This is a genomic window from Rhodococcus sp. 2G, from assembly GCF_001886355.1.
GTDB classification, from domain to species: domain Bacteria; phylum Actinomycetota; class Actinomycetes; order Mycobacteriales; family Mycobacteriaceae; genus Rhodococcus; species Rhodococcus pyridinivorans.
The window spans coordinates 4116536-4137587 of sequence record NZ_CP018063.1 but is presented as its reverse complement, the minus strand read 5'-3'; the positions used below and the strand labels follow the sequence as shown (position 1 = coordinate 4137587).

At 64.5% G+C, this 21052-nt stretch carries 28 protein-coding genes; 20 read left to right on the top strand and 8 right to left on the bottom strand.

The annotated features are described in order from the left end of the window. Nucleotides 1-6: 6 nt before the first annotated feature. The 16 genes from BO226_RS19545 (at nt 7) to BO226_RS19485 (ending at nt 13820) form a co-directional block, all read left to right on the top strand. Entirely contained in the window at nt 7-1584 is a 1578-nt protein-coding gene (locus BO226_RS19545; RefSeq protein WP_071935917.1) for a Gp37-like protein, read from the top strand. 14 nt (nt 1585-1598) lie between these two features. Then, on the top strand, nt 1599-1982 hold the full coding sequence (locus BO226_RS19540) for a phage gene 29 protein family protein (protein WP_156895276.1): 384 nt from the start codon (nt 1599-1601) through the stop codon (nt 1980-1982). Next, on the top strand, nt 1979-3508 hold the full coding sequence (locus tag BO226_RS19535; RefSeq protein WP_232237997.1) for an N-acetylmuramoyl-L-alanine amidase: 1530 nt from the start codon (nt 1979-1981) through the stop codon (nt 3506-3508). The genes BO226_RS19540 and BO226_RS19535 overlap by 4 nt, the downstream gene beginning before the upstream one ends. 1 nt (nt 3509) lies before the next feature. Further along, nucleotides 3510-3977: a hypothetical protein gene (locus tag BO226_RS19530; RefSeq protein ID WP_071935915.1), complete on the top strand. Its 468-nt coding sequence runs from the start codon at nt 3510-3512 to the stop codon at nt 3975-3977. A gap of 3 nt (nt 3978-3980) precedes the next feature. Further along, nucleotides 3981-4265: a hypothetical protein gene (locus BO226_RS19525; RefSeq protein ID WP_071935914.1), complete on the top strand. Its 285-nt coding sequence runs from the start codon at nt 3981-3983 to the stop codon at nt 4263-4265. Then, the gene (locus BO226_RS28755) at nt 4262-4468 is read left to right on the top strand and encodes a DUF7620 family protein (protein WP_442977164.1); all 207 of its coding nucleotides are present in this window, start codon (nt 4262-4264) and stop codon (nt 4466-4468) included. Before BO226_RS19525 ends, BO226_RS28755 begins: the two co-directional genes overlap by 4 nt. Then, nucleotides 4465-4848: a putative phage holin gene (locus tag BO226_RS19520; RefSeq protein ID WP_071935913.1), complete on the top strand. Its 384-nt coding sequence runs from the start codon at nt 4465-4467 to the stop codon at nt 4846-4848. The genes BO226_RS28755 and BO226_RS19520 overlap by 4 nt, the downstream gene beginning before the upstream one ends. Next, a complete protein-coding gene (locus BO226_RS27245; RefSeq protein ID WP_156895274.1) occupies nt 4845-5921 on the top strand; it encodes a glycine-rich domain-containing protein in 1077 nt (358 codons plus the stop codon). The genes BO226_RS19520 and BO226_RS27245 overlap by 4 nt, the downstream gene beginning before the upstream one ends. Before the next feature lies 1 nt (nt 5922). Further along, nucleotides 5923-6912, top strand: coding sequence for a glycine-rich domain-containing protein (locus tag BO226_RS28750; protein ID WP_442977165.1), 990 nt, complete (start codon nt 5923-5925; stop codon nt 6910-6912). Between the two features lie 125 nt (nt 6913-7037). After that, nucleotides 7038-7556 (top strand): hypothetical protein, encoded by a 519-nt coding sequence (locus BO226_RS19505; protein WP_071935963.1) that lies wholly within the window; start codon nt 7038-7040, stop codon nt 7554-7556. A gap of 667 nt (nt 7557-8223) precedes the next feature. Beyond that, on the top strand, nt 8224-8685 hold the full coding sequence (locus BO226_RS19500; protein ID WP_071935962.1) for an SGNH/GDSL hydrolase family protein: 462 nt from the start codon (nt 8224-8226) through the stop codon (nt 8683-8685). Nucleotides 8686-8689: 4 nt separating this feature from the next. Continuing rightward, complete coding sequence (locus tag BO226_RS27235) at nt 8690-8845, top strand: hypothetical protein (protein WP_156895292.1); 156 nt, start codon at nt 8690-8692, stop codon at nt 8843-8845. 4 nt (nt 8846-8849) lie between these two features. Further along, nucleotides 8850-11459, top strand: a complete 2610-nt coding sequence (locus BO226_RS19495) for a right-handed parallel beta-helix repeat-containing protein (protein ID WP_071935961.1) — start codon at nt 8850-8852, stop codon at nt 11457-11459. A gap of 199 nt (nt 11460-11658) precedes the next feature. Beyond that, entirely contained in the window at nt 11659-12555 is an 897-nt protein-coding gene (locus BO226_RS19490; RefSeq protein ID WP_071935908.1) for a hypothetical protein, read from the top strand. Further along, a complete protein-coding gene (locus tag BO226_RS27230; RefSeq protein ID WP_156895272.1) occupies nt 12539-12763 on the top strand; it encodes a hypothetical protein in 225 nt (74 codons plus the stop codon). Before BO226_RS19490 ends, BO226_RS27230 begins: the two co-directional genes overlap by 17 nt. Nucleotides 12764-12902: 139 nt before the next feature. Next, nucleotides 12903-13820 (top strand): tyrosine-type recombinase/integrase, encoded by a 918-nt coding sequence (locus tag BO226_RS19485; protein ID WP_083543686.1) that lies wholly within the window; start codon nt 12903-12905, stop codon nt 13818-13820. A gap of 54 nt (nt 13821-13874) precedes the next feature. On the opposite strand, the gene BO226_RS19480 is transcribed toward BO226_RS19485, so the two are convergent. The 6 genes from BO226_RS19480 to BO226_RS19460 form a co-directional block, all read right to left on the bottom strand. After that, nucleotides 13875-14702 (bottom strand): acyltransferase, encoded by an 828-nt coding sequence (locus BO226_RS19480; protein WP_071935906.1) that lies wholly within the window; start codon nt 14700-14702, stop codon nt 13875-13877. Nucleotides 14703-14853: 151 nt separating this feature from the next. Beyond that, on the bottom strand, nt 14854-15111 hold the full coding sequence (locus BO226_RS19475; protein ID WP_156895271.1) for a hypothetical protein: 258 nt from the start codon (nt 15109-15111) through the stop codon (nt 14854-14856). Between the two features lie 124 nt (nt 15112-15235). Further along, the gene (locus BO226_RS19470; RefSeq protein ID WP_071935904.1) at nt 15236-16033 is read right to left on the bottom strand and encodes a helix-turn-helix domain-containing protein; all 798 of its coding nucleotides are present in this window, start codon (nt 16031-16033) and stop codon (nt 15236-15238) included. Next, nucleotides 16030-16359 carry a hypothetical protein gene (locus BO226_RS19465; RefSeq protein WP_071935903.1) on the bottom strand — a complete coding sequence of 110 codons (330 nt, stop codon included), beginning with the start codon at nt 16357-16359 and terminating at the stop codon, nt 16030-16032. The genes BO226_RS19470 and BO226_RS19465 overlap by 4 nt, the downstream gene beginning before the upstream one ends. Then, nucleotides 16356-16529 (bottom strand): hypothetical protein, encoded by a 174-nt coding sequence (locus BO226_RS27225; RefSeq protein ID WP_156895270.1) that lies wholly within the window; start codon nt 16527-16529, stop codon nt 16356-16358. Before BO226_RS27225 ends, BO226_RS19465 begins: the two co-directional genes overlap by 4 nt. Beyond that, complete coding sequence (locus tag BO226_RS19460; RefSeq protein ID WP_232237996.1) at nt 16529-17320, bottom strand: replication protein; 792 nt, start codon at nt 17318-17320, stop codon at nt 16529-16531. Before BO226_RS19460 ends, BO226_RS27225 begins: the two co-directional genes overlap by 1 nt. A gap of 205 nt (nt 17321-17525) precedes the next feature. Between BO226_RS19460 and BO226_RS19455 the strand changes: the two genes are divergently transcribed. Continuing rightward, a complete protein-coding gene (locus tag BO226_RS19455; protein ID WP_071935960.1) occupies nt 17526-18914 on the top strand; it encodes a recombinase family protein in 1389 nt (462 codons plus the stop codon). Here BO226_RS19455 and BO226_RS28745 read toward each other — a convergent pair. Together BO226_RS28745 and BO226_RS19445 are read right to left on the bottom strand one after the other, a co-directional pair. Then, nucleotides 18877-19377 carry an ImmA/IrrE family metallo-endopeptidase gene (locus BO226_RS28745; RefSeq protein WP_156895362.1) on the bottom strand — a complete coding sequence of 167 codons (501 nt, stop codon included), beginning with the start codon at nt 19375-19377 and terminating at the stop codon, nt 18877-18879. The genes BO226_RS19455 and BO226_RS28745 overlap by 38 nt on opposite strands. Further along, nucleotides 19331-19753 carry a helix-turn-helix domain-containing protein gene (locus BO226_RS19445; RefSeq protein WP_071935958.1) on the bottom strand — a complete coding sequence of 141 codons (423 nt, stop codon included), beginning with the start codon at nt 19751-19753 and terminating at the stop codon, nt 19331-19333. Before BO226_RS19445 ends, BO226_RS28745 begins: the two co-directional genes overlap by 47 nt. Nucleotides 19754-19861: 108 nt before the next feature. Between BO226_RS19445 and BO226_RS19440 the strand changes: the two genes are divergently transcribed. The 3 genes from BO226_RS19440 to BO226_RS19430 all read left to right on the top strand — a co-directional run bounded on the left by BO226_RS19440 (nt 19862) and on the right by BO226_RS19430 (nt 20864). Beyond that, nucleotides 19862-20113 carry an XRE family transcriptional regulator gene (locus BO226_RS19440; RefSeq protein WP_232238002.1) on the top strand — a complete coding sequence of 84 codons (252 nt, stop codon included), beginning with the start codon at nt 19862-19864 and terminating at the stop codon, nt 20111-20113. Nucleotides 20114-20346: 233 nt separating this feature from the next. Continuing rightward, nucleotides 20347-20655, top strand: a complete 309-nt coding sequence (locus tag BO226_RS19435) for a hypothetical protein (RefSeq protein ID WP_071935957.1) — start codon at nt 20347-20349, stop codon at nt 20653-20655. Beyond that, a complete protein-coding gene (locus BO226_RS19430) occupies nt 20652-20864 on the top strand; it encodes a hypothetical protein (protein ID WP_071935956.1) in 213 nt (70 codons plus the stop codon). The genes BO226_RS19435 and BO226_RS19430 overlap by 4 nt, the downstream gene beginning before the upstream one ends. The last annotated feature ends 188 nt before the right edge of the window (nt 20865-21052 follow it).

Genomic DNA, 21052 nt, shown 5'->3' with positions numbered 1-21052 from the left:
TGGCTTGTGAGATACGACCTCGACGCTGACCTCGCAGCGATCGATGCCCAGGAGCACGAAGAGGCAGCGCTCGCACTGCTCCGGACCCGGGTCACCATCCACGACCTGAACCTCGAGCTCGTCGGGGACGTCGAGGGGGAGTACGACGCCGACTGGGAGACGATGTGCAACGAGGTCGGCGAGGCCTCGGTCGGTCTCGACGCGCAGGACGATCTAGCGCAGTGGGCGATCGACGGACAGCGCCTCGAGCAGGACATGTTCCTGGTGTTCCGCTCTCCGTGGAAGAAGGCGTGCTTCAAGGTCTTCGACATCGAGTACGACGAGGATGAACACGGCAACGCGATCGTCCGGCTGATGGCCCGTCACATCCTCGACGAGATGAAGCACCTGCAGTGCTGGCCCAACACCTTCGCTCCGCTCGCGGTGCAGGCACCGAAGATCGACTTCCAGTGGGGCAACTCGATCAAGGTGATCAAGGGGTACGCGCACCGGAACCTGCTCCGTGAGCAGCAACCGGGATGGGTGCCGTTCTTCGATATCTGGGATGCGGCGAACTGGCGGGACAACTTCGACAACGCCAAGTGGCCGATGGTGATGGTCCCGTACATCGAATCCCGCGACGGTGTCGGACCGTGGTGTGCGCTTGGTTCCCGCATGGACGACTTCTGGGACCTCGTCCACCCAACGCTCGAGGACGGCGGCCTGCAGCTGACCGGCGACATCTGGGAACCGGGGGACCCGCAGCCGTGCCCGTCGCACTTCATCCTCGACCGGCCGACGATGGTGTTCGACGTCAAGAAGCGTGCCACGATCCCCGGTATCACCGGGACCATCCTCGACCCCATCCGGGATCTGCTGCGCATCTTCGGATCCGACGGCACTTCCGACACGGTCACGATCGCTGATCCGAACGACGACCCCGACAATGCGGACCCGAACGGTCCGTGGGTCATCTTCCGTCGCGGGCAGCACCGCGGTCTGAAGTCGAAGATGGTGATCCACAAGCCGATCGAGCACACCATCATGACCGGCGGCAAGTCACCGGACGCGATCAACCAGGGCGCGAAGCTCCTGTCGAACATTCTGCTGGGACTCCTCGGCAGCCTCATCGGTATGCCGTGGCTGACCCTCGGCATCTTCGACAAGGCGGTCGAGGACGTCATCCTGGCATGGGCCAGCCTGACCAACTACCAGCGCAAAGCGAACATGGGCCGGTTCGCGCACAAGTCCGGATTCGAGGCCGGCGGCGGCGTCGCGGTGTCCCCGTCCGGGCTGCAGACCATTCGTGTCGGGCTGCATAAGGCTCGCGGCTATGTCAGCTTCGCATCGGAGGTCGACGACGCGAACCCGTATCGGGTGGGCCTGCACATCGACGACGGACTGCGCGCCGGATTCGAGATCGGTGACCGGATCTGGCTCTCCCATATCGCCTCGGTGCGCCAGTCCTGGTCGCGGGACAACCCGGACCAGCCCTGGGAGATCAACGTCGGCGACTACCGATCCGAAGAACTTGCAGGAACGCGAGCACTGCGCGCAGCTGAAGCGATCAGCGGCGCGCTGCGCCAGCACTCGAGCGCCATCTAGACCAGGAGATCGACGTGACACCCGAAGAACTACAGAGGGCACTACCGGAGGGGATGCACCCGTACGCGTACGTGTTCATGCACCCACCCACCAACGGCGAGATGTCGCCGGTGGCGACGTTCGAGCCGGACGAGATCAACTCGCTCGCCAAGCACATCGAGAATCTCGGCTTCCGGCCGGTAGAGGAATCTCGATCTCGCTACGACCCGCCGATCACCGGGCCGATCCACCCGCACAACCCGGGCCAGTGGAACTCGACGAAGCGGCCGGCGCCGAACCGTCCGGACCCGTACGCGCACATCCGCGCTCAGCTCGCTGAGCTGCCGGCCAGCGCGCTCGCCGAGATACTCGAGGACCCCCGCGGCGAGGCGAGCACCGCGTCAGGAGAAGACGGATGAGCAAGCGCGACGAGTACGCCCGCGAAGTCCTGCGCGCCGGCCGTGATCTCGGCATCACCCCGAAGGGCATCGTCATCGCGTTCGCGACCGTGTCCGTCGAATGCGACTGGATCATGCATGCCAACCGCGCCGATCCGGAGTCACTGAAGTTCCCGCACGAGCGGATCGGCAGCGACAGCAAGTCGAGTGGCCTGTTCCAGCAGCAACCCCCGTGGTGGGGCACCGTCGCCGACCGCATGGATCCGTACCGGTCGGCAGTCATGTTCTTCGAGGCCCTGAAGAAGCTGGACTACAACGACGAGGGCCGAAGCCCCGGCTGGTATGCGCAGGCCGTGCAGCGTTCGTCATTCCCCGATCGCTACGACACCCGCATCGACGAGGCACTCGAACTCTACGAGCGCCTCGCAGGTGACATCCCCGAACCCGCGGAAGGACAACCTGTGCCCGCGTACACCATGAACGAGATCGACCTGACCGGGTCGCACGCCAGCCACAGCGGACGCAACGGCGCGAAACCGTGGCTGTTCGTCCTCCACACCCAGGAAGGCGGAGGCAACGCCGAAGGCCTGCACAACTACTTCAAGCGCGCCCCGGTGTCGTATCACTACACCGTCGACAACGGCACGCTCATCGGCTCGGTGGACACCGACCGGGCGTCGTGGTCGGTGCTCGACGCGAACCCGTACACGATCAACCTGTGCTTCGCCGGATCCCGGGCCGCACAGTCCCGCGAGGAATGGATCGGCAAGTTCGGCAACGCCATCGACCTCGCTGCCCAGGTCGCGGTGCGTGACTGCCTCAAGTACGGCATCGACCCCCGCGTCCTCGCCCAGGACTACGCCGCGATCGGCCGGCGGACGCAGGGCATCTGCGACCACTCCGGCATCACCTTCGGGCTGAAGATCGGCGACCACACCGACGTCGGCAAGAACTTCCCGTGGGACGTGTTCACCGACCGGGTGAACCACTGGCTGCACGGCAGCGGATCGGCCACCCCGCCCGCACCCGTGGGCAACGCCATCGACGCCGAAGCCGAGGTCGCGAAGGACTGGATCGGTAAGCGCCTCACCGACGGCGAAGGCGACGCGATCGGCGGCGGCAAGTACGCGCACTTCGAGAACGGCTCGATCTACTGGCACCCCACCACCGGGGCCTGGGCGATCCCCGCCGCGATCATGGAACCCTACGCGGCGCTGCGGTGGGAGCAGTCCTACGTCGGCTTCCCGGTCGGCCGGCACACCGTGCTGGACGAGGGCGTGGTCCAGGGCTTCCAGGGTGGCGCCATCTACCGAAAGAACGGATACGGCGGTCACGTCGTCACCGGCATGATCCGCGCGTTCTGGAACCGCTCTGGCTACGAGAACGGACGGTTCGGCTGGCCCGTCTCCGACGAGATCTGGGCCAACGACGAAGGCACCGTCCGCTACCAGAACTTCGAAGGCGGACGCATCACCTGGTCCGCCGACGGAACTGTCGGCACACACGAGCGACCCGGCTTCGACGCCATCACCACCGAGGAGAACTGACATGGCCGACGCTATCGAACTCATCGCCCGCGAAGTCGCGGGGAAGCTGGGCGACCAGATCGAGTCCCGCATCCAGGAGGCGGTGAAGACCGTCTCTGATCGGGTGCAGGTCGAGGCTCAACGTCGCGTCGATGCTGTGGTCGCGGAGATCCCGCAGATAGCGATCCGGGTTGCAGATCAAGCAGCATCGAAGCCGGTGCCTGGGGAGCTCGTCGAGACTGGGCGGCCAGGTATGGACGCAAAGACCGATGCGAAGGACCGCGCGTGGCGCACCCTCGTACAGGGCATCGTCGTCACCGTCATCCTCGCTGTGATCACCGCGTTCGGCGCCGCCGTGGCAGCCCCAGACTTCGACCTCCTCACGTGGGACTCGTGGAAGGCTGCCGCGACAGCGGGCGGGACCGCGGCAGTGATGGCGATCGTCGCCTACTTCCAGCGACTGCTCAACCCTCCTCGTAACGGGGGGTAACGCGTGGAAGAGTTCGCGTCGTTCCTCTCCTCGGATATCGGTCTGGGAGGGATTCTCGGAACGGTCATCCTGCTCATCATCTTCGGTGGCCTTGTCCCTTGGAGGCAGCACCGGGCCGCCCTTGCGGAGAAGGATAAGCAGCTCGACGAGTTCCGTCAGGACAAGCTGGCGCAGCGTCAGATCATCGACGAGCAAGCGAACCAGATCTCGCTGCTCATCCCGAAGATCGAGTTGTCGGTGCATATTGCTGACGCCTTCAAGAAGTTCGGTGCGGGGGAGGGCCCGTGAAGTGGTTTCGAAGGAAGAAACGGCCCGACTCGACAGCAGTGGAACGAGCACGGGCGGAGCGGATTTTGACGGAGAAGCACCTCGAGGAGGTGCGGGCGCAACGCCAGTATGTCGATCATCTGGCCAACCGCGCAGAACGCGCGTTGCGGATCAATGGGTTCGGCGAAGACGCAGCCCGGGCAATGAAGCGGAGGCACGCATGATAGTGCGGCGAGGATTGTTGTGTGTAGGGGCACTGGCGTGCGCGGTAGTGGTCGTGCTGTTCGGTCCTCAGACCGAGGCACGGTTGCTGATCGGCGCGATGACGTTGTTCGCGTTGCTGTTCGCAGCCCTGTACACCCGATCCCCGTGGCGGTCGACCGAGGCCGGCAAGTCGCTGATGTTCACGGCTTTGGCGATCGCGGCAATCGGCCTGCAGCAGTTGATTTTCTGGTGGTTCGGTGACTACCCGGGCCGGGATGAGTTGCGCGCTGTCGCCTATTCCGCGTTGGCGTTGGCGATGCTGCACAGGGTGATCGTGCTCTGGGATTCGCAGCATTCGATCCCACCGGACCTCGAGCACGCAGAGGCAGGAGAGCGATGACCTCACCTGACGGATTCGTCCCCGGCGGACCAAATACCGGCTGGGGCGACATGTCCGAGATGGCCGAGGAATTCGTCGAGCAAGGGCTCCTCGGCTGGATACTTGGGCTGATCGGCGGCGCCATCGCGGCGATCCTTGGAGGATTCGCCTCGGTCGTTGACGCGATCTTCGGAACCGTCGACGACAACTACATCCGCGACATGCCCACCATCAACGATCACTCCCGCTCCATTGAAGAGCTGCGCGAGGCGTACGACCAGCTTGTCCTACAGGGCGTCGCGATCGTCTTCGAGTCCAACAACACCTACTACCCACCCGAAGGCATCACCAGCCTTGACGTCATCATTCTCGCCGCCGGCGGTGGAGCGGGCGCAGGGAAGTGGGATCTGACCGTGAACCGTTCCGGCGGGGGAGGCGGTGGAGGCGGTGGGGAAGTGCACACCACCATCACCGCGGCCTTGCTCGAGCGGAACGCGGAAGACACGGCTTATAAAGGCATCCCGATCACGATCGGAGCACCCGGCATCGGAGGAACATCTTCTGAACAGTCCGGAAGCGGCGGAGGAAACACAAGTTTCGGTGGCTACCTCACCGCCGGAGGCGGCAACGGAGGCGGGGGCGGACGAACCGCCGACGGCGGTCTAGGAGGAACCGGAGGCGCAGGGATGATCCCCGGCGGCACAGGAGGCCAAGGTTCCCCACTCGGAGGATGGGCGCAGCCGGCTAAACCCGGCGGGAATTCCACCAGCGCTTACTCCCTCCATGGGGGTGGCGGAGGCGGCGGAGGCGGCGCCTGCGCATCCACCGGAGCAGGTATTGGGGGAAACGGCGGAATCGGAGGCGTGTCTCCCGGCGGTTACGGCGGAGCAAGCACCCGGGACGGAAGCCCGCCCGCGGCCGTGGTCGCAACCGGCGGCGGGGGAGGCGGAGGCTCATCGTCCAACGATTTACGTGGCGGCGCCGGCGCGTACCCGTCCGGGGGTGGCGGAGGCGGCTACGGGGGAGGCACCACTATGACCGCCGGCGGAGACGGCGGAGCGGGCCGCCTGTATGTGATCGAACGAAGAAGCTGACATGCCCTCGAGCTCACGCATCCTCGTCTTCGACACCCCGGGCGTTTTCCAGTGGATTCCAGGCCCGCACGTCTACGCGTTCGAGCCGATCGTCAAGGCAGCTGGGGGCGGCGGAGCCTCTGGCATGTCGCACACCACCACGACCTCGAGACTGTGCGGACCAGGAGGTGGCGGCGGCGCCATCGCGGTCGGTGACCGCCGACTCAGTGCCCTCGACTTCCTACGCGGCGTTGAGATCACCGTCGGAGCAGGAGGCGCCGGAGGATCAGCACCGGCCGCCGTGAACGGGGCCTGGAACCCCGGTACATCAGGCGGATTCTCCGCATTCGGTGACGTACTCCGAGCCGAAGGCGGATTCGGCGGCGGCTGGGCACTCGGCATCGACCAGCCGGACATCTCCTTCGGCGGAGACGGCGGCCATGCCATTCTTCGCGGCGGCAAAGGTGGAAGCTTCGTCACCGACCCGGGAATAACCCATTCGGGGATTGTGCGACTCCTCGCAGCCGGCGGCGGGGTGGCCGAGGATCCGGCTATAACTCGTCCGGCGAAGTCCGCACCGCAACAAACGGCGGAAGTTCCGGCCCCAACAATATCGGCGCGGGCTGGCGAACACTACTCGGCCCCACACACACCGCAGGACACGGCGGCTCAGGAGCATTCTTCGCGGGCGCTGGCTACGACGGCCAATTCCCATGCGGAGGAGGCGGCGGAGGCGCCGGCGGAAACCCTGGCACCCCCGGCGGCCGTGGCGGAGACGGGCAGGTCGTTGTCATCGAATACATACGAGAACCAGAGGTGTAAGCAGTGCCTACCGCAACCATCATCGAAACCGGACTCACCAACTGGCCGTCGCCGGATGCTACTCGGTACCAACTCGATCCTCCGGTCGATGGTGTCGACCAGGTCGTGGTGTGGGTGTCGAAAGCGCAGCCGCACCTCCCCGCGCGCGCCGTCGCGGTACCGGTCGGCGAGCAGCAACCTTCGTCACTGAAGCCAATCGTCGAGTACGCGCATCCCGCGGGACCGAACCATTCGGGGCGCGCTGTGGCTGCTCGGTGGTTACGACATCGTCGAACCCGAGCTGGAACCGGAACCTGAGTCGGAAGGGAGGACAGCATGACGCGCATCACCGGCACTGTCGTCGACATCGCAGACCGTACCGCCGACGGCATCCTCACAGTCTCCGCACCCGCTCTCCGGCACAGTTCCGACGGCAAGGTCATCGACCGCATCCGCGTTGACATCGACATCAGCGCCGGCGTCATCGCCGCCAACACCCTCGACCCGGGCCCGGCGAAGCTCGTCCTCGAAACCGGTGGTGGGTGGCAGGAGTTCGATGTCAACATCCCGGACGTCCCCGAGATCGACCTGTACGAGCTGGTGAGCGACTACGTGCGCTACACCCCACCGGTGGTCGGTGCAGCGCAGAAAGCTCTCGCCGACGCACTCGCCGCCGCGAAGCGCGCGGAGGCTGCAGCGGCGTCTGCGAACCTGCTGCCGGACGGCGGCACGACGGTCAGATCCTCGCCAAGTCCGGTACCGGCCTGGCATGGATCGATCCACCCACCGGCGGCGGAAGCACCAGCGACGGACCACTTGCCATCGCCTCCGCCGCATACCGATCGACAGCGCTGACAGCCAAGGCCGGGACCGGGCAGCTGCGCATCCTGACGCTCGGCGACTCGACCTGCGACGGCTACGCCGGCGGTCTGTCCGGCGGTCCGACCAAGTGGTCGGGCACCTGGCCGAACCTGCTCGGCGCGAAGCTGCGGCAGTCGTGGGGGCTGCCCGCCGGTGGCGCGGGCTGGATTCCGCTGCAGAGCGCTGGGGAACAGACCCAGTACAGCTACCCGCTGCCGTCCCTCGACTCCGGCAACTGGTCCCCGATCGTCGGCGACACCGGCATCGACGGCTCACAGTGGATGATCCCCCCGGCCGAAGGCGGGCACGTCATCCGTATCCCTCTTGAGGCTGGCACCACCTCGGTCGACGTTCTGTCGACCGCGACGGGGCAGTACTGGGTGGGGCTGACCCGCCCGGACGACACTGAAGAATGGGCCGAGCACAGTGCCGATGTCATCGGGCACACGAGGGCGACGAGTCCGGGTGATCCTGTTCGGGTCGAGTCGTTCGGCGCCGGCTGGCAGGGTCTCGGCGCCGTCGCCTACTCCGGCGACGAGACCCGTGGGGTCGCCACCTACAACTGGGGCGTTGCCGGTATCTCCGCCGACGAGGTCGCGACTCGCCTGGTGAAGGAGGAAGCGCAGGACACTCTCGCCCGACATCGCTCCGCAGGTGGCGCTTGTGTGCCTGGGGTCCGAACGACTTCAGTGCCGGACGCACGGTCGCGCAACTGCGCACCTCGCTCGGCACGATCTACGCATCGTTGCGTGCGGCATCGCCGGGTGTGGTGGTCGTGTTCGTGGTGCGGGATCTGCCGGACGCCGGATGGGATGAGTTCGCCGATGCGATCGTTGCGGAAGCGGCGGTGCTCGGTGCGCACGCGTTGGATCTGCGGGCGGCCGTTCCGGCGTCTACTGCTGGTGCGTATCTCGCGGACGGGGTGCATCTGACCGTCGCCGGAAACGATCGGTTCGCGGACGCGGTCGCGGACTTCATGCGGGTCGGGGTAGCGGCCGGCGGCACCGGTGTCGGCGGCATCTTCCTCGACTCCGACGGCGTGCCCTACTTCGATACCTCGGCCACCGGTGGTGGCTCGATTGCTCTGGACGTCGACGGCGTCCCCTACGTGACGGGAGTCTGAATCCATGACATCACCAGGTACTCGGCCGGCGTCACAGCGCCTGGTCACCGAGGAGACCGTCGACGACCACATCACACGGGTCGGGAACGCCACTTACGAGCGGGTCTATCAGTACGACCTGCGGAGCTTCCTCACCCCTGGACAGCCGTTGCCGGAATGATGGTGTGCTCGACGCGGCTCCGCTGATCAATGAGGCGCTGGCCCAGTTGGCTGCCCTGGTCAAGACAGTCGACGGGGTGCACGAACTCGTGTTGCCGGACGGCAAGTTCCGGCTCAACAGTGCAATCAACCTCGTCGGCTCGAGCCCGTTCGCGGAACGTCTCGCGCTCCGTGGCGCGGGCCGTGCCTCCACAATCCTCCTGCCGTACGGCACAGCATCGGGCATCCACTCGCCCGGCGCTGCGATCAACCCGGATACGCCGACGGACTTCTTCTGGTTCCGTCACTGCCACTTCACCGACTTCACCATCAACTGCCGCAACACTTCCTTTCCGGAGACCGGTCCGCTGCAGAAGGCATTCCAGGGTGGCGGCTGGCTCGAATGCTCGTTCACCCGCGTCAATGCCGTGGGCACCACCGCGACGATGTTCGGCACCGACTATCCGGTGCGCTGCGTGTTCACCGACTGCCACGCCCTCGAGGCGGGCCGCGGCACTGTCACCACCGGGGATCCGACGAAGTTCGCGGAGATGCGGTCGGGGTTCGGGATCGGCTTCGGGCACTACGAGGACGAGTCGGCCACCTTCATCGGCTGCTCGGCGAACTACTGCTCGCGGTCCGGGTTCTTCTTCGAACGGCAGGACTCGCGAGGATCGCTCAAGCGCAACTCCGTCATTCGCCTGATCGGCTGCGAGGCATCGTTCAACGGCAACGGCATCACCGATGCCGGGTGCGGCGGTGTCGTGGTGGAGAACTGCAAGATCACCGACAACAAGGCTGCCGGGTTCTACGAAGGCCCGAACACGCAGGCGGTGCAGTCCGGCATCTACGGCCGCATCACCGGATCGACGATCCTGCGCAACGGCTACGGCATCTACATGACCGGATCGTTGCAGGCCAGCCCCGCAGACATCCCGGTCGGTTCCGGCGGCGGATATGTCGTGGAGAACAACCGCATCCAGGACAACATCCTCGACGGGTTCCTCGCGCACGACTTCGAACTCGAAGAAGGCGGCCTGACGGTGCGCGGCAACCAGTTCGTCCGCAATGGCGGCTACGGCCTGTGCGCCCGATTCGCGTCGAAGCCCCTGCGTGATCTCGTGATCTCGCAGAACTTCTTCGACGGCAACGGCAAGGTCGGCCTCGGTCTGCTGGTGCCGATGAACGCGCCTCGCATCACGGGCAACGACTTCGCGAACAGTGACGGCGTGGCACGGCAGCTCGATGCGATCATGTTCCACCCGGCCGAGCCTGTCTCTGTTCCTCGGGTGCAGGGCAACACGTGGCGGCGGCACGCTCGCGGCCTGGTCAACGCCGATCGGCTCGATCAGGACTTGATCACCGGAAACCTCGCGGTCGATGCCCCGGACGATCCGGATGCGCCGGAGTTGTTCGATGCGTATCTGTCGACGAAGCCGGACAACATCACCGCACCCACTCTCGGCGACGGCTGGACCGCTGCGGCGACCGGTGCGACCCCGGACTGGATCCGGTCGAGTGCCGGTGCACGCCCCTCGGGTGGCACCTGGGGTGCGCTGGCGATCCAGCAGCGCGATGTCGGCACCACAGGTGTGTATGCGGAGGTGCAGCTACCGGAGTCGGCGCAGGGTGCCGGCGCGAACAGGTTGCGTGGTGTCGCGATCTCCGTCAACGACGCAGACTCGATCGTGGCGGGTGTCGATGATGTGTCCAGCCAGTTCGGTGCGCGTCCGAACTACGCGATGTGGCAGGTAGTCGGTGGGACCGCGACCTTGCTGTGGGAGTCGGATGTGAGCGGCCTGGAAGGGCATCGGGTGGCTCTGGCCCGCGAGGCCGGATCGACGGTGACCACGATGTTCCTCGACGGTCTTCCCGTGCACACGGTGGATGTGCCCGCAGTCGCCGCGTCCGCCAATGCGGGTGTGGCCGGTGCAGGCGGTGTCGCAGGCACCACGGGTTCGACACCCTCGACCCGATCGATCCGCAAGGTCCGCATCCTCCCGGCAGGCGAGTTTGCTGCGGCTCCGGTGATCGTGCGGAACAAGGCGCTCAACCCGAGTTTCGAGGCGACCGGTGGTTTCACCTCCCAGTGGGGTACCGGTGGTGCAGGTTCGGCCACACGGCAGAGCGATGCGGGCGAGGCCCACTCGGGTACGTACTCGTACTTGATGACCTGGTCCACCGCGACCACGGACCCGTCCGGTGGCGGCTGCCGCCTCACCGCGATCGAGGATGTCGAGGTGGGTGCGGTCTACACGCTGTCGGTGTTCATCAAGTCGAGCGTGGCCCGCAAGTTCCGGCTGAACTCAACCTACTACAACGCGCCCAATGCGGGTGGCACGAGTACCGGGTTCAAGACAGGCACGTTCGTCGATGTTCCTGCCGGGGAGTGGACACGCCTGTCGGTGACGACGGATCCGATGCCAGCGAGCACGGTCAGTCTGCGGATCGATGTGTCAGCGGCCCCGACGTCGGGCGGTGGCACGGTGTTCGCGGTCGGGGACACCCTGCGGATCGATGACTACATGGTCACCAAGGGTTCGACGCTGACCGAGTACTTCAACGGCGACAGCCCTGGCGCTGTGTGGACGGGCACGCCTCACGCGTCGGCGTCCACGAAGGAACTCGTAGCCTGACCCGCTCGTAACGCATCCCGCGATGACAGTTACAGGGCGCCTTGAGCGATGAAGTGTCGGTGGCCTTCGCTAGCCTGGCGACCGCCTTCCCCGAGGCACGCGTCCAAGACGCAGATGCACCCCACCTCTTCGGAGGTGGGGTGCTTTCGTCGTCTTACCTCCGCGGGGCGAATGTGAGATCTGTCGCTACGATTCGCGAATGGCAGACACGCGTAAAGTTCTCGATTCGGTCACACTGCGCTTCGATGGGGACGAGAAGTCGGGTACCGACCTCCACGAACTGCGGGCAGCGGATGTCGCGCAGGTACTTCAAGGGTTGGCAAGCTTTGTCAGCGACTTCGACAAAGCTGGCGCCTTCCACGACGAGGGGCCCGCCGACTCTGTGATGTTGGTGCGGCCCCCGCAGGAGGGTTCGTTCATCATTGAAGCGATCCGTATGGCGGGTGAGAACTGGGAAGGTGTCGCTGCGGTGACTGGCATCCCGTCGGTGGCTACCCTCATCAGTTTGGCTACCAAGTCGATGCGAGCCGAGGTTCAGGACTTCGAGCACCTCGAGAACGGCAACGTCAAGATCATGTGGCAGGACGACACTGTCCAGGAGGTCTCGAGGCCGGTCTGGGAGGAGCTGAACAAGCGCAAGCATCGCCGCAAGAAGCAGTTGAGGGAGATCATGGCGCCTCTGGGTGATGATCGGGTGTCGACACTCGATGTCAGCGGAGCACCGTCGAGCGAGGACGAGCAGACGCCTCCCTCCGATGAGTTTGTCCTCACGCGCGCCGATTTCGACAGTGTTGCGCCGACCGACGAGGTCGAGGAGTCGGAGGAGACGTTTGAGGTTGACGGGCAGATGCAGGCGATCGACTTCGGTGACCCGACGAGGTGGAAGGTGAGGGCGGCCGGTCAGACACGGAAGGCTACAGTCGATGACGCGGATTTCCTTCGACGTGTTGCTGAAGGACTCGCGATCAGCAGCAGCGACATCTTTCAGCTGCGGATCCGCGCCGATAAAATCGTGAAGAACGGGCGCACACGTACTACATGGACTGTACTGAAGGTTGAGAACCATAGGAGGAGGGCAGGTGACGGCACCTCTTAAGCCACAGTCGCGGCGCCGCCTCGACGTCTTCAGCCTCGTTCTGATGGTGATCGGGCTGCTGTTCGGCACCATCTCGTACGTCCTGGTCACGTACTCCGATACCAATGTCTTGGTCATCGTTCCGTCCGTCGTCGCGGTCACCATCGGTGCGATGAATCTTGTCAAGCACGAGGCCCCACGCGATGGGCGCCACATGTCGAGTAAGTAAGACAGCACCCGCGATAGCGGTTACAAGGTTGCTCTCAGGAACCGCGGGTAGCTTCCGGAAGCGTCAAACAAGATCGGCCCCGAACCGGTGATTCGAGCACCGGCCGGGGCCTTGCCACCACGCCACCCGTAATGGAGTGATGACCGTGCATGACGCTACCCCGACAGAGGTTCTCCCGCCCCGCTCGATGACCAAGCACGACCTGCTGGTGGCGGGATTCCTCGCTCGCTACACCGGACAGTCCTTCACCGCCTACGAGACCGACATGCGCCTGTGGTTCCAGTGGTGTCGCGGCTACGGCCTCGACCCGATCTTCGGCATCGAACGCGCGCACATCGAGCTCTGGGCGCGCTACCTCGAGATCGAACGCGGCAACGCGCCGGCGACCGTGCACCGTCGCCTGGTGTGCCTGCGCGTGTTCTTCTGGCTCATGCAGGAAGACGGCCTCATCCCGAAGTCCCCGGCGGTCAACGTGAAGATGCCTCGGTGGACGACGGACCTGACGAAGAAGATCGGACTCGAGCGGCAGGACTTCCAGTCGCTGATGTTCACGGCGCGGCAGTCCACGCCGGCCGATGAGGCTCTCGTCGCGATGCTCGGTCTGCTCGGTCTCCGTGTCTCGGAAGCCTGCTCGATCAACGTCGAGGACTTCCAGGACACCGAACGCGGACACCGCGTCGTGCGCTTCACCGGCAAGGGCACCAAGTCCGCTTCGATCCCGCTACCCGTTCCGGTGCTGCGCTCGATGGAGCGCGCCGCCGGCGAACGTCGTCGCGGTCCGCTGCTGTTGCGACGCGACGGCTCGCGTATGACGCGACGATCCGCGGATCGTGTCGTGAAGCGTCTCGCGCGACACGCTGGGATCGCCAAGCCTGTCTCGTGTCACACGTTGCGACACACCTTCGTTGTCGCGGCCCTGGATGCGAAGGTTCCTTTGCGACAGGTGCAGCTCGCAGCGCGACACTCCGACATCCGGCAGACCTTGGCTTACGACCGCGGCCGGGTCAGTCTCGACAACCATGCCGCGTACGTCGTGTCGACGTTCATGGCCGCGTAGCGCCTGCGACAGCAAAGCGCCCCACCTCTTTCGAGGTGGGGCGCTTTCGTCGCGTCAGGAGGTCCACTGGTCGGCGCACTCCTGCGTCCAGCCAGTGGTGCCGTCGGTGAACTGCGTCGTGCCGGTCTGCGACACCGACGGATCCATGCAGTAGTCGATGACCTTCCCGACGAGCGGCTGCGGATCACCGATCGGAGCTCCGGTGTACCCGACGGGCGGCTGCTCGGCGGCCGGCGCTTCAACGGCCGGTGCAGACACCTCCTCCGACGTGGTGGTGGGCGCGTTGTCCGCGGCCGCTTCGTCTAGCTGCTCTTCCGGAAGAGTCCATTCGATGCGGATGTCGTTGCCACCCTGGGTTGTGTGGTAGCCGATGGACCGGGACGCGTTGGGCACGTCGAGCGTGACTCGTCCGTCCGCTGATGAGTTCGGCGGCAGGTCTATGAATGCCCCGCTACCTCCGCCAGTGCACGGCGTCGCGTCCGACGTATCGGTGTTCTTCGCGATCTTGCCGTTCTCGTCCACATAGTAGAAGTCGGACTGCCACAGCCACTCCGGGATGGACTCTGGTCCGACCGCGATGGTCGCACGGAACGACTGCTTCGTCACCTCACCAGGCAGCGTGGTGTTCTCGGCGCATTCGTCGGTGGACAGCGACGTGTCGGACACCTCGAGTACCGTGACGCCGTTCTGCACCACGGTGGCCGTCTCACCGAGTGCGACCTCAACTGCGCCGCGGACGTTGAGGTCGGGTGTCTCGCTGCCGACCTCAACGGAGCCGGAAGCCGTAGTGCTCGTCTCGGGCTCATCGGCGGTGTCGGAGCTGCCGCACGCGGCGAGTAGGAGAGCGACGGATCCGAGGGCGGATGCAGCGCGGAGTTTCACAGGGCGTGCCTTCCAGGTTGGTTTCGAGTCCCGGATGACAGTAGTGCCGAGGACGTGAAAGTGACGGACATTGTCGCGTCGCGGTCCCGATTGTGTGCGGGACCGCGACGGGTTCGGGTCAGACTGCGACTGTCTCGCGATGGGGTAAAAGTCAATCCTTGAGGTAGCGCGCGTTCTGCTCGTCCTCTCGCGTGGGGATTGGCGTTTTCGCCGCCACGGCCGATCGCCGCTTCGCTACAAGCAGGTACCACACCGCCCCGCAACCCACGAGTATCCACACGAGGGTACCGACGACAGGGTCGTACGCCATGCCGTCCCTCACACCCATCGTCACGCCGCCGAGTATGCCCAGAGCTGCCAATACGATCAGGAGCCAGGCGGCCCCCACCTTCAATTTCGGTAGATTCATCTCGGTGCTTCCTGATTAGCTGCCACGTCGGCGCATGTCCGCTTCATGCCCGGATCATCCTCTTCGGGGCGTTCAGTGTTACGGCGTCGGGGCCCGCACACCAGCGGGGCCCCGACGGGTGCGGTCAGACTGCGACTGTCTCGCGTTGGAGTGTCTCGCGGCTCGCGGTGACCCACCGTTGCACCTTGTCTTTTGAGACACCGAGCTCTGCTGCGACGTCGCGCCGCGTTCGGCCCTCTGCGACGAGCTGCAGCGCGCGACGCTTGACCGCGTCGTCTGTATCGGACATCGGTGCGACGGTGGGTGTCGTTCGCGGTGCGACGATTGTGGTCTCGCGTTGTGGTGCTGCTGGTCGTGTCGCGACCGGTGGTGTCGCAGCAGGTCGCGGCGTTGTCGCGGACGCGACACGGAGCCGGGTTACTGGCCGCGGTGTCGCGTCCTGCTCGCTTTCGTTGGTGACTGTCGCGCGGATCGGTTCGGGCCCGGTGTCGCAGACCGGTGCTGTCGCGGTGTCGCTGTCCTGTCGCGCGAGCAGGATTGTCAGGTGCACGGCGGCGAGCGTGACGAGCGGTGGGATGACGGCGATGCCGACACCGATCGGGGATTCGGTGAGCTGCCAGGCGTGGATGCCGTTGCCTGCGACAGAGACGATGGTGCCCGCGACGAGCAGCGCCCACGAGTACGCCCGTGCGACGCGGTGTCGTGCGACGGCGGCTGCGACGGTCGCGACAACGACCAGGCCGTCGACTGCGACGGGGATCATCCACGCCTGATCGGCCGGCACCTTGTAGTCGACGGCGAGTTCGGCGATCGAGGTGAAGGAACGCCAGAAGCTGGTGACCGCGACGGCGACGGCCGCGACAGCGGCGAGTGTGACCGCGATGGTGGCGCGCGTCGGAAGGTGCTTGCGGATCTCAGTCACTGGGTGTCTCCGTTCGCGTTCTCAAGAAGGCGTGCAGCAGCAAGGCGGTGTGCGGCGTCGCTGATAAGTTCCCAGGAAGCTGTTTCGACCTCCCCGATGTAGACCTCGGGGCCGTGCTGGCCGGTCATGTCGACGCGAATGAAATCGTTCAGCCCGAGGTATCGCTGTCCGTCGTCGTCCTCGTCGGTCGCTTCGGGAAGATCTACGACGACGTAGCGGTCGAGAATCGCGTCGATGACGGCACGCACAACGGTGACGGTGTCGTCGGAGTCGGTTTCGGCAATGACTCGCGCAGCGAACATGTGGAGGGTGTTGGGGGCGATCATGCGGTTCTCCCGGTGATGTCGTAGATGCCGGCGCACAGCGTGGTGAACGCGTCGCGGTATGCGTCGGCGAAGGTGTCGACGCCGTCCTCGAGCAGGCGGTTGTGGGCGGTGTCGATGAGGATCTGGGCTTCGGAGACGAGCTCGATGAGCGCGCGGTCGTTGGTTCGCATCACGCGACTCCTCGGCATTCGCAGCGAGCGATCGGATCGCGATCCTCATTCTCGATCCAGCCGTTCACACATCCACCGCAGTACGGAATCGCAGTGCTCTGTGCGGTGCCGCTTCCGGAGGACATTGCCTTCCAGAGGCGTATCCAGCCCTGCGCGTACAAGGTCGGGTTGTCGTCGCGATGCATGGACTTTGCGCGGTCAGCCAGCGCCTGGATGCCGTGCCGGTCGATGAGTTCGAGGATCTGGGCCTTCTGCTCGGGCTTGACGTGTTCGAACGATCCAGGCAGTCCGGCATCAGCGCATGCCTTGATGAGCAAGGCGTAGTTGGTATCGAGCCTCTCCAATTCCTTGCGGGCATCTTCCGACAACGACACGGTTACTCCCGCGAGAGTGGCACGTGACGTGTCTGCCTGGCTGGTGTTGTTGTTGGTTTCAGTACTTAGTGATCCGGACTTTGTAAAAGCACCCGTTCGTCCGTCTCGCGGCTGACCGGGATTCGATTTCCTGGTCTTCGGCTCAGGATGCGGGTTTCCGCTGGTGGCAGGCTCTTCATAGACAGTTTGGATGGTTGCCCACTGGCCCAGTTCGTTTTGGATCTTCTCGCGAACAAGGTAGCCCTGCTCTTCGAGTTCACGCATCGCCGTACGTACAGCTGTGCGGCCTTCGCTTGGGGACTGTGCGGCGATCGCTTCGGATCGAATGGACCAGTCAGCTGGCTTGGACAGCAGCCAAACGAGGATCCCGCGTGCACGAAACGACAGGTTTTCATCGTTGAGTACACGGTTGGACATGACGGTGTAATTGTCAGCAAGTCTCGGTCCGCGACGTATTCCGCCCGGGGTGTGAGCACGGGTATGCTGGGACATGTTCGACTCCCTTTCAGTCGGACATCCAGCCCGTTCGCGACTGCCATCGCGGCGGGCTTCTTTTTCTTTATCCCCGGTATTGAACCGTGAACAATCTTAAGTGTCAATACAGGGATGTATTGTTTGGCTTGTGCGCGCCATCATCTACTGCCGAGTCAGCAGCGACCCAACAGGGCGAGGCCGCTCCGTCTCCGAGCAGGAAGCCGAGTGCCGTGCAGTGTGCGAACGTGAGGGCTGGGAGATCTCAGAAGTCCTTACAGACAACGACATCGGTGCATCGCGTTTCTCCGGGAAGGACCGCCCTGCGTGGCGCCGACTGCACGATACGCTCGGTGCCGGCGATGTTCTGGTCACGTGGGTTGCGAGCCGTGCACAGCGCGACCTCGAAGCGTACGTACAGTTACGGAACCTCTGCGCCGACCGTGGTGTCCTATGGTCGTACAGCGGCCGCACCTACGACCTGAACCGCGGTGACGACCGATTCACCACCGGACTGGACGCGCTCCTGTCCGAACGTGAAGCTGAGAACATCCGCGAGCATGTTCTCCGCGCGGCTCGGGCCTCCGCGCTCGCCGGACGACCCCACGGGAAGATCCCGTACGGATACCGAGCTGTGCGCGACCCAGAGACCGGTCGGATCGTTGAGCGAATTCCAGATGGAGCCGGGTCGCTGATTGTGCAGGAGGCGGCACGCCGAATCCTTGCGGGCGAGACACTGCATGCGATCACTCGCGACTTCCGGGAACGCGGCACTCCTCCTCCGCCCGGCGCCCAGACATGGCGGCCTCAGATGATCAAGAGAATGGTTCTCCGTCCGACATACGCTGGCATTCGCGTGCACCAGGGTGCCCCGGTCGGAAAGGGCAAATGGGAGCCACTCATTACGCCGGAGGACCAAGAGAAACTGACCGCGATTCTCACCGATCCGACGCGGGTGACCCACCGCGGGGTGGCGCCGCGGCACCTTCTGACAGGGATTGCGCTCTGCGGTGTCTGCGGAGAACAGTCCGGCAGCACCATGCGACGGATCAACAGGAAGGGCCACGAAGCCTATCACTGCAATGAAAACGGTTGCGTCACCAGGAAAATGAAGCCTCTCGATGAGTACGTCACAGCGGCTGTCATAGGTCGACTCGAGGAGCCATCGCTGATTGGTACGATCGGCGCAACAGGCACCGAAGCTGCTGACTTGTACGCCCAGGCTCGAGTGCTCCAGGCCCGACTTGACTCGTTCATCAAAGATGGGATCGAGGGTCTGGTTTCCTCCGCTGTCGTCGGGCAGGCGGAGAAAACCCTCGTCCCGCAAATCGAAGAACTTGAAGTCCGCGCTCGGAGAGCTGCATCGTCACCCATTGTGGGCGAGATGGCCGGCCCTCAAGCTGAGGCACGATGGTACGAAGCCAGCATCGAACACCGTCGCGAAGTAGTGCGCACACTCGTCAAGGTCGAGATCCTGCCTGTCAGGGGAACTCGTCGGGTGTTCAACCCCGAAGATGTTCGGTTGACCTGGCAGAAATGAGACGTCGCCCTGTGTACCGGCCTGCACGGTACATATTTCGCCACGCAAGAATGATCGGCTCTGTGACATCAAGTTCGTAGGCGAGCATTCTGACGTTTGGGCCGTGAATCTGTTCGGCGCGAGCGTACTCGTCCGCCGTGATCAGCAACCGCGCAGCGTACTCGTCGGCTTGTCGTTCCTGCCGTGCTTTCAGATAAGGATCGCAACTGCGGATGTGGCGATAGAAGGCATGGCCGAGCTCGTGAGCGAGGACGCCGCGTTTGCGCCGGCGAGTCAGCCCGGGTCTCAGGACGATAGTTCGCGTTTCATCGTCATAGTGCCCCGCGCGGCCCCGGAGGGGGCGACCCTCGACGACTGTCACGCCGAGGGTCGCTGCCACTGAAATCAACCTGCTCACCAACGAGATCGTGTCCTTTCTACGGGATGTACCCGTGATCGTCTTCCTCTCCGTCCTCGTAATCATGTTCATAAGAGACGGCCCGAAGGTGGAGATCGTCACGATTCGATGAAACGTTGCTTGGAGTCTCGGTGAACACCGACCCAGTGCCGGCGTTCATGCGCCGGTCGATCTCCGTGAGGAGCTGACCGTTCGTGGCACGGCGCAATGCCTCCTCCACGCCTAGGCCTTCTACATCTGCCCGTTTGAGGTATCCAGTGGCCACGAGTTCGTCTGCAGCCTTATGGCCATAGGCCCGGGCGAGCGCGATGACGTTCTCGGGGCGGATGCCTCCTCGCGAGAGCTGCTTGGTGATGGTGCTCTGATCAATGCCGATCTTGCGTGCGGCCGTTCGGATGGAATCGCCGTTGAGCAGCTTCTCGAGCCATTGCCTATGTTCCATGTGATGAATCCTGTCATCACGTGACCCCGATCGTCAATCCCTAGGCGTGGAAAAAATTCCTCAATTGTTGACACCAATCCTCAACTCGAGGCATACTGTCATCGTTCGATGACAAACGTCCTGGAGGCCAGAGTGAAGATGCGTGCAGAGCTTGAGCCCGGTCTGATCGATCGACTCAAGCGAGACCACAACTTCGGCACTGACGAGCAGCTCGCCGCAGCCATACGCTGCAATGTCGCCGACGTTGACGCACTCCGCAACGGATCCGAGCCGTCCTACGTGACGATCCTCGCCATTGCCACCATCACCGGCCGAGAGACATTCGATTTTGTTCGCCGTGTTAATTCGGACGCGGCATGACAGACGAGGAACTCGAACGCATTCGTTCAGCAGGTAGAGCGCAAGGCAGGTCCCAGTGGGGCAAGCCGCTCCCAACGCGGACGGTCCAGGTGTTGCGCCTTATTGCTGAGTCGATCTCAACAGCGTCAACCGACACTGCCGCTTAGTCCGTCCGGAACGAAGCAAACAAGAAAGAAGCCGCCAGCTGATACCGCAGCTGACGGCTACCGACACCGAACAGACAAGGAAGCCCGATGTCGAGCACCAACATTACCCGCCCCAACGTCGCCGTGCTCGAGCCGGTCGACACCCCGATCTTCGACGAGCTGACCGCCCACTTCTTCACTACGCCCGTCGACACCGCCTACTTCTTCACCACCCCCGCCAAGTCCGACGTTCTCGACGCCCAGGTCGTCGACGTCAACGACACCGAGCTCGTCGAGGACGTCATCGTCGACGGCCCCACTGGCATTGAAATGTGGCTGTGGATCCTTGCCCTCAGCGCAGTCATCTGCGGGATCGGATTCCTGTACATCATCGGCGCGACAGGACGCATCGCATGATCACCGACGACGCGACCGAACCGGTCATCTTCGACAGCCGGATCCTCTGGCACCTCGCCAAGGGCACCCGATTCGTCGAACTCGACTCCGGTCGCGTCTTCACCATCGGCGACCGGCCCGGACGACTGTGGCGCGGCAACACCCCCTGCACCGTCGAATCCCTCGACATGCCCGTGCAGATCCGCAGCCTGCCGGAGACCAAGAAGTGAGCGCCCGCCGGCGCAGGTGCCCAGGACACCCGCACAGACTCCTGCACGCGAACACCTTCGCCTGCTCCGAGTGCTGGAGACGGTTGCCCGACCACCTGCGCCGGCCCGTCCTCGCGACCCTCGGCAAGTCCGCGTCGCGAGGAAAGACCGAAGCCTGGAACAACGCAGCCGCCTACCTCGGAAGCCGA